Genomic DNA, 12,814 nt, shown 5'->3' with positions numbered 1-12,814 from the left:
AGATGGCCCGCCTACCCCGTCTCACCGTCACCGGCTACCCGCACCACGTCATCCTGCGGGGCAACAACCGACAAGACATTTTTCGCAGCACCGCGGATTACCAGCGCATGCTCGATTTGCTGTTCGAGCACAGCCGCGCGCACAAGGTCGACATTCACGCGTATGTGTTGATGGGCAACCATCTGCATTTGCTGCTCACGCCACAAGAAGACCAGGGCCTGCCCAAGATGATGCAGGCTGTGGGCCGCAGCTATGTGCAGGTGTTCAACAAAGTGCACGCACGCACGGGCACGTTGTGGGAAGGGCGCTACCGCTCCACGCTCATTCAGACCGATCGCTACTTGCTGGCGTGCATGGCCTACATCGACCTCAACCCCGTGCGTGCCCACATGGTGGCGCAGCCTGAGGATTACGCATGGTCGAGCTACGGGCATTACGCGGGGCAACGAATTGACAGGTTGATCACGCCGCATGCCTTGTATTGGGGGCTGGGCAATACCCCGTTTGCACGTGAAGCGGCATACGCCGAATTGGTGCGTACAGGCCTCAGTGCGGACCAGCAGGGTGCATTGACCGATGCCACGCTCAGTGGTTGGGCGCTGGGTGACGCGCGATTTGTGGCCGATTTACAGACGCAAACCGAAAGACGCTTGGTTAAAACCAAACCGGGCAGGCCATTTAGCAAGCCAAAAAATACAGAGAAGCCCGAAAAATAAGGGTTTGAGCTGTGGTGCTACCTTTAGCGAATCAGAATTTCAATCTGTCCCTAATTAATTTAACAACAAATCCCGGGTTTAATTAATTGGGTTCTGACCCCAATTATTTCTCTTGGCATGGATGCTGCAGTGCAGTATCCTTCTTGTCCCGCTGAATTTTTGAGGAATGCGCCATGACCACGGCTGCCGATAAAGCACAACTGCAATCTCAGGGTTTGTACGACCCATCTAACGAACATGACGCCTGCGGCGTGGGCTTTGTCGCTCACATCAAGGGTCAAAAGAGCCACGCCATCGTGGGTCAAGCGCTCAAAATTTTGGAAAACCTCGACCACCGTGGTGCTGTGGGTGCGGACGCACTCATGGGCGACGGCGCAGGTATCTTGATTCAATTGCCCGACGCGTTGTACCGCGAAGAGATGGCAAAGCTTGGCGTGACCTTGCCGCCACTCGGCGAATATGGCGTGGGCATGGTGTTCTTGCCCAAAGAAAGCGCGTCGCGCTTGGCTTGCGAGCAAGAGTTGGACCGCGCTGTCAAAGCCGAAGGCCAAGTGTTGTTGGGCTGGCGCGATGTGCCGGTCAACCTCGACATGCCCATGTCGCCCCGCGTGCGTGAAAAAGAGCCGGTCATCCGTCAAATCTTCATCGGTCGTGGCAATGACGTGATCGTGCAAGACGCGCTGGAGCGCAAGCTGTACGTGATCCGCAAAACAGCCAGCGCCGCGATTCAGCACTTGAACTTGAAGCACGGCAAAGAGTATTACGTGCCTAGCATGTCTAGCCGCACCATCATTTACAAAGGCTTGTTGCTGGCCGACCAAGTGGGTACCTATTACCGTGACTTGACTGACGAGCGCTGCGTGTCCGCCCTCGGCTTGGTGCACCAACGCTTCTCGACCAACACCTTCCCAGAATGGCCGTTGGCTCACCCCTATCGCTATGTGGCGCACAACGGTGAGATCAACACCGTCAAAGGCAACTACAACTGGATGAAGGCCCGCGAAGGCGTGATGTCTTCTCCCGTGTTGGGCGACGACCTGCAAAAGCTCTACCCCATCAGCTTCGCTGACCAGTCCGACACCGCCACGTTCGACAACTGCCTCGAATTGATGACGATGGCCGGCTACCCCATCAGCCAAGCTGTGATGATGATGATTCCCGAGCCATGGGAAAACCACACCACCATGGACGAGCGCCGCAAGGCCTTCTACGAATACCACGCGGCGATGTTGGAGCCATGGGATGGCCCAGCCTCTATTGTGTTCACCGACGGCCGCCAAATCGGCGCCACGCTGGACCGCAACGGCTTGCGTCCTTCACGCTACTGCATCACCGACGACGACATGGTCATCATGGGCTCTGAGTCGGGCGTGTTGCCTGTGCCTGAGAGCAAGATTGTGCGCAAGTGGCGTCTGCAGCCCGGCAAGATGTTCTTGATCGACCTTGAGCAAGGTCGCATGATCGACGACGAAGAACTCAAAGCTGGCCTGACCAACACCAAGCCCTACAAGCAATGGATTGAAAACGTCCGCATCAAGCTCGACGACGTCAAAGGCCACGAAGGCGAAGTCGCCCAAGCCAGTGATGTGTCTCTGCTGGACCGTCAACAAGCGTTTGGCTACAGCCAAGAAGACATTAAGTTCTTGATGGCGCCTATGGCCATCAACGGCGAAGAGGGCATTGGTTCGATGGGCAACGACAGCCCCTTGGCCGTGTTGTCTAGCAAAAACAAACCGCTGTACAACTACTTCAAGCAGTTGTTCGCGCAAGTGACCAACCCACCGATCGACCCGATCCGTGAAGCCATCGTGATGTCCTTGGTGTCGTTCGTGGGCCCTAAGCCCAACTTGCTCGACATCAACCAAGTCAACCCACCCATGCGTTTGGAAGTCAGCCAGCCTGTGCTGGACTTCGCCGACATGGCCAAGTTGCGTGACATCGAAACACACACACACGGCAAGTTCAAGAGCGCCACGCTCGACATGACTTACCCACTGGCTTGGGGCCACGACGGCGTGGAAGCCAAGTTGGCGTCGTTGTGCGCTGAAGCCGTGGACGCCATCAAAGGCGGCCACAACATCCTCATCATCAGCGACCGCGCTGTGGGCCCCACACAAGTGGCGATTCCTGCGGTGTTGGCTCTGTCTGCGATCCACCAACACTTGGTGCGCGAAGGCTTGCGTACCACCGCTGGCTTGGTGGTCGAAACTGGCAGCGCCCGCGAAGTGCATCACTTTGCGGTGTTGGCTGGCTACGGCGCAGAAGCCGTGCATCCCTACCTCGCGCTCGAAACATTGGCCAATCTGCACAAAGATTTGCCAGCCGATTTGTCGACCGAAAAAGCGATCTACAACTACATCAAAGCGATCGGCAAAGGCCTGTCGAAAATCATGTCCAAGATGGGCGTGTCCACTTACATGTCTTACTGCGGCGCGCAGTTGTTTGAAGCCATCGGTATCAACACCGAAACTGTGCAAAAGTACTTCACCGGCACACCAAGCCGCGTGGAAGGTATCGGCATTTTCGAAATGGCCGAAGAAGGCATTCGCATGCACAAGGCCGCATTTGGCGAAGACCCCGTGCTTGCCAACATGCTCGATGCAGGCGGTGAGTACGCTTGGCGCGCCCGTGGCGAAGAGCACATGTGGACGCCTGACGCGATTGCCAAGTTGCAACACAGCACGCGCTCCAACAACTTCAGCACGTACAAAGAATACGCACAAATCGTCAACGACCAAAACAAGCGTCACCTGACCTTGCGCGGTTTGTTCGATTTCAAGATTGACCCATCCAAAGCCATCTCGGTGGACGAGGTCGAGCCAGCCACTGAAATCGTCAAACGTTTCGCCACCGGCGCGATGTCACTCGGTTCCATCTCGACTGAAGCACACGCCACCTTGGCCGTGGCGATGAACCGCATCGGCGGCAAGTCCAACACGGGTGAGGGCGGTGAAGATCCAGCGCGTTACCGCAACGAACTCAAAGGCATCCCCATCAAAAAGGGTGAAACTTTGAAGAGCGTCATTGGCGCTGACGTGGTGGAAGTCGACATGCCTTTGGAAGCGGGTGACAGCCTGCGTTCACGCATCAAGCAAGTGGCTTCTGGCCGCTTCGGTGTGACAGCTGAATACCTGTCTTCTTCTGACCAAATTCAGATCAAGATGGCTCAAGGCGCTAAGCCTGGTGAAGGTGGTCAGTTGCCAGGCGCGAAAGTGTCTGAGTACATCGGCAAGCTGCGTTACAGCGTGCCAGGCGTGGGCTTGATTTCGCCCCCGCCACACCACGACATCTATTCGATCGAAGACTTGGCTCAGTTGATTCATGACTTGAAGAACGTCGCCCCTCACGCGGACATCAGCGTGAAGTTGGTGGCCGAAATCGGCGTGGGCACGATTGCCGCAGGCGTTGCCAAGTGCAAGGCCGATCACGTGGTGATCGCTGGCCACGACGGCGGCACAGGCGCATCGCCTTGGTCTTCCATCAAGCATTGCGGTTCACCTTGGGAAATCGGTTTGGCCGAAACCCAACAAACTTTGGTGTTGAATGGTTTGCGTGGCCGCGTGCGCGTGCAAGCCGACGGCCAAATGAAAACTGGCCGCGACGTGGCTGTGGGTGCTTTGCTCGGCGCTGACGAGTTTGGTTTTGCCACTGCACCGCTGGTGGTTGAGGGCTGCATCATGATGCGCAAGTGCCACTTGAACACCTGCCCCGTGGGCGTGGCCACACAAGACCCAGAGTTGCGCAAGAAGTTCACAGGCAAGCCTGAGCACGTCGTCAACTACTTCTTCTTCATCGCTGAAGAAGTGCGTCAAATCATGGCGCAGTTGGGCATCAAAAAGTTTGACGACATGATCGGCCGTGCCGACCTGCTCGACATGCGCGCTGGCATCGAGCACTGGAAAGCTTCTGGCCTCGACTTCGCACGTTTGTTGGCTGTGCCCCAAGTGGGCCCAGAAATTCCTCGCTACCACGTGGACAAGCAAGACCACGGCTTGGAAAAAGCACTGGACCAAAAACTCATCGAAAAATCCAAGCCCGCCATCGAGCGCGGCGAGAAGGTGCAGTTCATGGAAGTGGCCCGCAACGTCAACCGCTCAGTCGGTGCGATGTTGTCTGGTGCTGTGACCAAGGTGCACCCAGAAGGTTTGCCAGACGACAGCATCCGTATCCAACTCGAAGGCACGGGCGGTCAATCGTTTGGCGCGTTCTTGTGCAACGGCATCACGCTGTACCTCATTGGTGACGCCAACGACTACACCGGCAAAGGCCTCTCAGGCGGCCGCGTGGTGGTTCGTCCCAGCATTGATTTCCGTGGCGAAGCCGTCAACAACATCATCGTGGGTAACACCGTGATGATTGGTGCGACGCGCGGTGAAGCGTTCTTCTCTGGCGTGGCTGGCGAGCGTTTCGCAGTGCGTTTGTCCGGCGCGACCGCAGTGGTTGAAGGCACAGGCGACCACGGTTGCGAATACATGACAGGCGGCACAGTGGCGGTGTTGGGTAAAACCGGCCGCAACTTCGCTGCGGGTATGAGCGGCGGTGTGGCGTACGTGTACAACGAAGACGGCCAGTTCGACAAGAAGTGCAACACCGCCATGGTCTCCATGGAAAAAGTGTTGTCTGCTGCCGAGCAAGAAGCGTCTATCCCACGCGCCATTTGGCACCGTGACCAAACCGACGAAGCGCAACTCAAGAAGTTGCTCGAAGACCACCACCGTTGGACGGGCTCTAAACGCGCCCGCGATTTGCTGGACAACTGGGACACCGCACGTGCCAAGTTTGTCAAAGTGTTTCCCAACGAATACAAGCGTGCCTTGGGCGAGTTGAACGCAGCCAAGACTGCCAAAGCTCCTGCGGCCAAAAAAGCCGTCGCCGTCAAGTAATGCACAGCACCAGTATAAGGATTTGAATCATGGGAAAAGTCACTGGCTTTATGGAAATTGAGCGCATCGAAGAGGGCTACAAGCCCGTCAAAGAGCGCTTGAAAAACTACGACGAATTTGTGATTGGTTTGGACGACAAACAAGCCAATGCACAAGCTGCCCGTTGCATGGACTGCGGCACACCGTTTTGTAACAACGGCTGCCCAGTCAACAACATCATTCCGGACTTCAACGACTTGGTGTACCAAGGCGATTGGAAAAACGCGATTGACGTGCTGCACAGCACCAACAACTTCCCCGAGTTCACCGGCCGTATCTGCCCCGCGCCTTGCGAAGCAGCCTGCGTGGTGAACGTCAATGGCGACGCGGTGGGCATCAAGTCTATCGAGCACGCCATCATTGACAAAGCTTGGAATGAAGGCTGGGTGGTGGCTAAGCCCGCCAAACACAAGACTGGCAAGAAGGTTGCTGTCGTGGGCTCAGGCCCTGCCGGCATGGCCGCTGCACAGCAGTTGGCGCGCGTCGGTCACGACGTGACCTTGTTCGAAAAGAACGACCGCATTGGTGGTTTGTTGCGTTACGGCATTCCAGATTTCAAGATGGAGAAGTCGCACATCGACCGCCGCGCTAAGCAGCTCGAAGCCGAAGGCGTGACCATTCGCACCAACGTGATGGTGGGCGAGTTGCCCAAGGGCTCTAAGGTCACCAACTGGGCCAAAGAAACCATCACACCAGCTCAGCTCCAAAAAGACTTCGACGCTGTGTTGTTGACTGGCGGCTCTGAGCAGTCACGTGATTTGCCCGCTCCTGGCCGCGACTTGGCTGGCATTCACTTTGCGATGGAGTTCTTGCCCCAGCAAAACAAGGTCAACGGCGGCGACAAGGTCAAAGACCAATTGCGTGCAGACGGCAAGCATGTGGTGGTCATCGGCGGTGGCGACACCGGCTCTGACTGCGTGGGCACCAGCACACGCCACGGCGCTGCTGGCGTGGTTCAGTTCGAGGTGATGCCTATGCCACCCGAGCACGAGAACAAGCCTTTGGTGTGGCCTTACTGGCCGCTGAAGCTGCGCACCAGCTCTAGCCACGACGAGAGCGCCGAAAAAGGTTTGCTCAAGCGTGAATTCGCCATCTCGACCAAAGAGTTTGTTGGCGAAAACGGCAAAGTCACAGGCGTCAAAACCGTTCGCGTCGAATGGAAAGACGGCAAGATGGTCGAGGTTGCGGGCTCCGAAGAAATCATCAAAGCCGACCTCGTGTTGTTGGCGATGGGCTTCGTGAACCCTGTGGCCACCATTTTGGAAGGCTTCGGCGTTGAGAAAGACGCACGCGGCAATGCCAAGGCCACGACCGAATTCACCGGTGGTTACGCCACTAACGTGCCCAAAGTGTTTGCCGCAGGCGATATCCGTCGCGGTCAATCTTTGGTCGTTTGGGCCATCCGCGAAGGCCGCCAGGCTGCACGCTCGGTGGATGAGTTCTTGATGGGCGCGAGCGATTTGCCCCGTTAATTGACCATTTTTACAAGCTTGTGACGGCTTGGTTCTAAAATAGCAAAAGTTGGCCTGTTTTTATCAATAGGCCAGCTTTTGTTTTTATGAATAACACTTCCCCCTTAAACACAAACCCTGATGCGCTGGTCGAGCTGCGCGACATTCGCTTTGGCTATGGCGAACGCCTCATTTTGGATGGCATTTCGCTCACCATACCGCGCGGCAAGGTGACGGCGCTGATGGGCGCTTCGGGTGGCGGCAAGACCACGGTGCTGCGTTTGATTGGCGGCCAATACCGCGCTCAGTCTGGCAGCCTCACGTTTGATGGCCAAGAAGTTGGCGCGCTAGACCCCGCTGGTCTGTACGCCGTGCGTCGCCGCATGGGCATGCTGTTTCAGTTTGGCGCTTTGTTCACCGACTTGAGCGTGTTTGACAACGTGGCTTTCCCGCTGCGCGAGCACACCGACTTGAGCGAATCCATGATTCGCGATATCGTGTTGATGAAGCTCGAAGCCGTGGGCCTGCGTGGCGCGCGCGATTTGATGCCCAGCGAAATTTCGGGCGGCATGGCCCGTCGCGTGGCCTTGGCGCGTGCCATGGCACTCGACCCAGAACTCATCATGTACGACGAGCCCTTTGCAGGTCTAGACCCTATTTCTCTCGGCACCGCTGCTCGCTTGATTCGCCAGCTCAACGACACCTTGGGCTTGACCAGCGTGATCGTGTCGCATGATTTGGATGAGACCTTTCACATCGCCGATCAAGTGATCGTGTTGGCCAACGGCAAGATTGCTGCACAAGGCACACCTGATGAAGTGCGTCACAGCACCGACCCGTTGGTGAAGCAGTTTGTCACCGCCGCACCAGATGGTCCTGTGCGTTTCCATTACCCAGGCCCCAGCGTGGCGCAAGACTTTGGCGTGGAGGGCGAGGCATGAAATTCATCGCCAATTTAGGCTTTGCTGTGCGCAGCTACTTGGCTGGCTTAGGGCTAGGCGCACGTTTGTTTGTGCGTCTCATCACCGAGTTTGGCCACAACATGCGCCGCTTTGGTTTGGTGCGCGACCAAGTGCATTTTTTGGGCAACTACTCGTTGGCCATCATTGCGGTGTCGGGTTTGTTTGTGGGCTTTGTGCTCAGCTTGCAGGGCTACTACACCTTGCAGCGCTATGGCTCTGCCGAAGCGCTGGGCTTGTTGGTGGCCTTGAGCTTGGTGCGTGAACTTGGTCCCGTGGTCAGTGCCTTGTTGTTTGCAGGCCGTGCCGGTACATCGCTCACCGCTGAAATTGGTTTGATGAAAGCGGGCGAGCAACTCAGCGCCATGGACATGATGGCGGTCGACCCCGTGCGCCGCATCTTGGGCCCACGTTTTTGGGGCGGCATCATCGCTTTGCCTTTGCTGTCAGCGGTGTTCAGCGCCGTGGGCATTTTGGGCGGCTGGATGGTGGGCGTGTTGATGATTGGCGTCGATGCCGGCTCGTTCTGGAGCCAGATGCAAGGCGGCGTCGATGTGTGGAAAGACGTGGGCAATGGCGTGGTCAAAAGCATCGTGTTCGGTGTGACCGTCACGTTTGTGGCGCTGCTGCAAGGCTATGAAGCTCAACCCACACCCGAAGGTGTTTCGCGCGCCACCACCAAGACGGTGGTGGTCGCTTCGTTGGCGGTGTTGGGGTTGGACTTCATCCTCACCGCCATGATGTTCAGTATTTGATGAATCGAGGAAGCTATGCAACGCTCCAAAAATGATGTGTGGGTGGGTTTGTTTGTGCTCTTGGGCGCAGCAGCGATTTTGTTTTTGGCTTTGAAATCAGCCAATTTGTTGACCTTGAATTTCCAGTCCAGCTACACCGTGAGTGGCCGCTTTGACAACATTGGTGGTTTGAAGCGCCAAGCGGCCGTCAAGAGCGCAGGCGTGGTGGTGGGCCGTGTGGAAAACGTCACGTTTGACGACAAAACCTTTCAAGCCACGGTCACGATGAACATCGAGAGCCGTTACCAGTTCCCCAAAGACAGCTCATTGAAAATTCTCACCAGTGGTTTGCTGGGCGAGCAATACATTGGCATCGAAGCTGGTTCTGAGGCTGACAACTTGGCCAATGGCGACCGCATCCAAGCCACGCAATCTGCCGTGGTGTTGGAGAACTTGATCAGCCAATTTTTGTACAACAAGGCTGCTGAGCCAGCGCCTGAAAAGGGTGGCAAATGATAGGTGTGATGCTTCAACGTTGGGGTGTGTATGCAGCGTTGGTGGTGCTGACCGCGCTGAGCGCTGGCTGCGCCACAGATCCTAATGCGAACCCCAAAGATCCGTTGGAGCCATTCAACCGCAAAGTGTCCGTCTTCAACGACGCCTTGGACGATAACGTGCTCAAGCCGGCAGCCACAGGTTACCGCGACTACACGCCACAACCCGTGCAAACAGGTGTGAGCAATTTCTTTCGCAACTTGTCTGATGTTTGGTCTACCGCCAACAACGGTTTGCAACTCAAAGGCCGCAACACCGCTGAGTCGTTGATGCGCGTGGTGGTGAATACCGTGGTGGGTATTTATGGCATTTTTGACGTGGCAACAGAAATTGGTTTAGAGCGCCATCCTGAAGACTTCGGTCAAACGCTGGGCTATTGGGGCGTACCGAGCGGGCCCTACGTGGTGTTGCCTGTATTCGGCCCCTCGACAGTGCGGGATACCTCCACTTTGCCGTTGGAGTTTGCGACTGATTTTGTGACCCACCATGATGTGGTCGCAGAACGCAATGTGGCTGTTGTGGCGCGTACGGTGGACAAACGGGCGAGCTTGTTGCAAACCACGGATTTGTTGTCGGGTGCTGCTATTGATAAATACAGCTTCACGCGTGACTCCTACTTGCAATACCGTCGCAACCAGGTCTACGACGGGAATCCGCCGGATGAAGAAGACCTGCCTGACCCGAGCGCTGAGCCTGCCACTCCGTCAACGAAGTAAGACGTTTTGACGTTAAAAATAAACAGAATCCTTTGGAGCTTGAAACCATGAACCGCTTTTTGTCACGCCGCACATTGTCTGCATGGGTCTTGGGTGCGGCTTGCGCGCTGGGGATGGTCCATGCCGTGTATGCCGCGGAAGAGCCTGCGGATGTGTTTGTCAAACGCGTTTCAGGCGATATCTTGGACGCCATCAAGGCGGACAAATCCATTCACAGCGGGGATGTGAACAAAATTGGTCTTTTGGTTGACCAACGTGTCATGCCCAATGTCAACTTCTTGCGCATGACGGCGTCTGCTGTCGGCCCAGGCTGGCGCCAAGCCACGCCAGAGCAGCAAAAGCGTTTGCAAGAAGAATTCAAAACCTTGTTGGTGCGCACCTACGCAGGCGCTTTGGGTCAAGTCAACGACCAAACCATTGTGGTGAAGCCATTGCGTGCGGCTGCCGATGACAAAGAGGTGTTGGTTCGTACCGAAGTGCGTGGCAAAGGTGATCCCATTCAACTGGACTACCGTGTCGAGAAGTCTGCGGATGGCGCTTGGAAGGTTTACAACATGAATGTCATGGGCATATGGCTGGTTGAAAACTACAAAACTCAGTTTGCGCAAGAAATCAACGCCAAAGGCGTGGATGGCTTGATCGCCAGCTTGAGCGACCGCAACAAAACCAACGCTCGCGCATCCAAATAAACCATGAACACCTTGACCGCCGCCATTGCCTTGCCTGCCGTGTTGATGCAGGCTCAAGCTCAAGCCGTGGCTGATGGCTTGGTGGCGTCTTTGACCGCACAGCTGGCCGAAGGCGGCGAAGCGGTTTTGGATGCCTCTGCGTTGACTCAGTTTGATTCTTCGGCTTTGGCCGTGATCTTGGCCTGTCGCCGTGCGGTGTTGGACAAAGGTGCGCAGTTGCGCGTCACGGGCCTGCCCGAGCGTGCCCAAGCCTTGGCCAAAGTCTATGGCCTGAGCGCCTTGCTCCACTAAAACGGGTTTTAGGTGCCCTAAGTGGGTGCCGCCAAGTCAGGGCATTGGTAAAGCCTTAAAATCAAAGGCTACTCATGCCCGCTATTTCTTTTCAATCCGTTTCCAAAACCTTCCAAACCGCCCGAGGCCCGTTTCAGGCGCTCGATGGCGTGCGTTTTGATGTCCAAAAAGGCGAGTTCTTCGGACTCTTGGGCCCCAACGGTGCGGGCAAAACCACCCTCATCAGCATCTTGGCCGGTTTGGCCAAAGCCACGTCTGGCTCGGTGCTCGTGCACGGCGTCAATGTGGCCACCCAATCCGCCCAAGCCCGCCGCATGTTGGGCGTGGTGCCGCAGGAGCTGGTGTTTGACCCGTTCTTCAATGTGCGCGAAGCTTTGAAGTTTCAATCGGGCTACTTTGGCGTCAAGCACAACGATGACTGGATTGACGAGCTGTTGCACAGCCTCGGCCTCACCGATAAAGCCCACCACAACATGCGCCAACTCTCAGGCGGCATGAAACGCCGCATGTTGGTGGCGCAAGCTTTGGTGCACAGGCCGCCTGTCATCGTGCTCGACGAGCCCACCGCAGGTGTGGACGTAGAGCTGCGCCAAACCTTGTGGCAGTTCATCGCCAAGCTCAATCGAGAGGGCAGCACCGTGTTGCTGACCACGCATTACCTCGAAGAAGCCGAAGCTTTGTGCAGCCGCATTGCTATGTTGAAAAACGGCAAAGTGGTGGCGCTCGATAGCACCACCGAGTTGCTCAAAGCCGCATCGAGCAATGTGCTGCGCTTCAAGCTCGACACCGAGTTACCACCGGCACTCGCCGCTAAAGCGCGAGTGACAGGCCGCATCGTGCAGTTCCCTGCCAACGACGCGTTGGAGATTGAACGCTACCTTGCAGCCGTGCGCGAAGCAGGTTTGCATGCGCAAGACGTAGAAATTCGCAAAGCCGATTTGGAAGACGTTTTTCTTGATGTGATGCACAAAAGCGAAGAGGTGAACGCATGATGACCGGCTGGACCATGCTGTTTTACAAAGAGGTGCTGCGTTTTTGGAAGGTCAGTTTCCAAACGGTGGCGGCGCCTGTGCTCACCGCGGTGATGTACCTGATGATTTTTGGTCACGTGCTGGAAGCGCATGTGCAGGTGTACGACGGCGTGAGCTACACCGCGTTTTTGATTCCAGGCCTCGTGATGATGAGCGTGTTGCAAAACGCGTTTGCCAACAGTTCCTCGTCCATGGTGCAAAGCAAGATCATGGGTAATTTGGTGTTCTTGTTGCTCACCCCGCTGTCGCACTGGAGCTGGTTCTTTGCCTATGCGCTGTCAGCCATGGTGCGGGGCTTGTTGGTGGGTGCGGGCGTGCTGCTGGCGGGCGTGCTGTTTGTGTGGCAGTCGTCGGTGCTTAATTTCTCGCTCATGCCCACGCAGCCTTTGTGGGTCATCACCTTCGCTGTGTTGGGCGCGCTCATGCTCGGCTCGCTGGGTTTGATTGCCGGTTTGTGGGCGGATAAGTTTGACCAGATGGCTGCTTTTCAAAACTTCATCATCATGCCGATGACGTTTTTGAGCGGCGTGTTTTACTCCATCCACTCGCTGCCGAGCTTTTGGCAAAGCGTGAGCCACCTCAACCCGTTCTTCTACATGATTGACGGTTTCCGTTTTGGTTTCTTTGGCCAGAGCGATGTGTCGCCTTGGCTGAGCTTGGGCGTGGTGGGCGTGTGTTTAACCGCGGTGTCAGCCATCGCGCTGCACTTGCTGCGCACGGGTTACAAGATTCGAGGATGAAGGTTTTTAA

At 56.4% G+C, this 12,814-nt stretch carries 11 protein-coding genes; all 11 read left to right on the top strand.

The genetic code is table 11. The features are described from left to right. Nucleotides 1–2: 2 nt before the first annotated feature. The 11 genes from QMG15_RS11305 to QMG15_RS11255 all read left to right on the top strand — a co-directional run bounded on the left by QMG15_RS11305 (nucleotide 3) and on the right by QMG15_RS11255 (nucleotide 12,804). On the top strand, nucleotides 3–716 hold the full coding sequence (locus QMG15_RS11305; protein ID WP_281788681.1) for a transposase: 714 nt from the start codon (nucleotides 3–5) through the stop codon (nucleotides 714–716). A 173-nt stretch (nucleotides 717–889) separates the two neighbouring features. Next, nucleotides 890–5,599, top strand: coding sequence for a glutamate synthase large subunit (gene gltB, locus QMG15_RS11300; RefSeq protein WP_281788680.1), 4,710 nt, complete (start codon nucleotides 890–892; stop codon nucleotides 5,597–5,599). Nucleotides 5,600–5,628: 29 nt separating this feature from the next. Further along, nucleotides 5,629–7,110 (top strand): glutamate synthase subunit beta, encoded by a 1,482-nt coding sequence (locus QMG15_RS11295; RefSeq protein ID WP_281788679.1) that lies wholly within the window; start codon nucleotides 5,629–5,631, stop codon nucleotides 7,108–7,110. Nucleotides 7,111–7,196: 86 nt separating this feature from the next. After that, the gene (locus QMG15_RS11290) at nucleotides 7,197–8,030 is read left to right on the top strand and encodes an ABC transporter ATP-binding protein (protein WP_281788678.1); all 834 of its coding nucleotides are present in this window, start codon (nucleotides 7,197–7,199) and stop codon (nucleotides 8,028–8,030) included. Beyond that, entirely contained in the window at nucleotides 8,027–8,803 is a 777-nt protein-coding gene (gene mlaE, locus QMG15_RS11285) for a lipid asymmetry maintenance ABC transporter permease subunit MlaE (RefSeq protein ID WP_281788677.1), read from the top strand. The genes QMG15_RS11290 and mlaE overlap by 4 nt, the downstream gene beginning before the upstream one ends. Nucleotides 8,804–8,818: 15 nt before the next feature. Continuing rightward, nucleotides 8,819–9,298 carry an outer membrane lipid asymmetry maintenance protein MlaD gene (gene mlaD, locus QMG15_RS11280; RefSeq protein ID WP_281788676.1) on the top strand — a complete coding sequence of 160 codons (480 nt, stop codon included), beginning with the start codon at nucleotides 8,819–8,821 and terminating at the stop codon, nucleotides 9,296–9,298. Between the two features lie 8 nt (nucleotides 9,299–9,306). Then, on the top strand, nucleotides 9,307–10,053 hold the full coding sequence (locus tag QMG15_RS11275) for a VacJ family lipoprotein (protein ID WP_281788675.1): 747 nt from the start codon (nucleotides 9,307–9,309) through the stop codon (nucleotides 10,051–10,053). A gap of 47 nt (nucleotides 10,054–10,100) precedes the next feature. Beyond that, nucleotides 10,101–10,742 carry an ABC transporter substrate-binding protein gene (locus QMG15_RS11270; RefSeq protein ID WP_281788674.1) on the top strand — a complete coding sequence of 214 codons (642 nt, stop codon included), beginning with the start codon at nucleotides 10,101–10,103 and terminating at the stop codon, nucleotides 10,740–10,742. 3 nt (nucleotides 10,743–10,745) lie between these two features. Continuing rightward, the gene (locus tag QMG15_RS11265; protein ID WP_281788673.1) at nucleotides 10,746–11,033 is read left to right on the top strand and encodes an STAS domain-containing protein; all 288 of its coding nucleotides are present in this window, start codon (nucleotides 10,746–10,748) and stop codon (nucleotides 11,031–11,033) included. Nucleotides 11,034–11,107: 74 nt separating this feature from the next. Then, on the top strand, nucleotides 11,108–12,025 hold the full coding sequence (locus QMG15_RS11260) for an ABC transporter ATP-binding protein (RefSeq protein ID WP_281788672.1): 918 nt from the start codon (nucleotides 11,108–11,110) through the stop codon (nucleotides 12,023–12,025). Then, nucleotides 12,025–12,804, top strand: a complete 780-nt coding sequence (locus QMG15_RS11255; protein WP_281790132.1) for an ABC transporter permease — start codon at nucleotides 12,025–12,027, stop codon at nucleotides 12,802–12,804. The genes QMG15_RS11260 and QMG15_RS11255 overlap by 1 nt, the downstream gene beginning before the upstream one ends. Nucleotides 12,805–12,814 lie beyond the last annotated feature (10 nt).

It is taken from the genome of Limnohabitans sp. INBF002 (assembly GCF_027924905.1).
Taxonomy (GTDB): Bacteria; Pseudomonadota; Gammaproteobacteria; order Burkholderiales; family Burkholderiaceae_C; genus Limnohabitans.
This window is presented reverse-complemented; position numbering and strand designations above follow the sequence as displayed.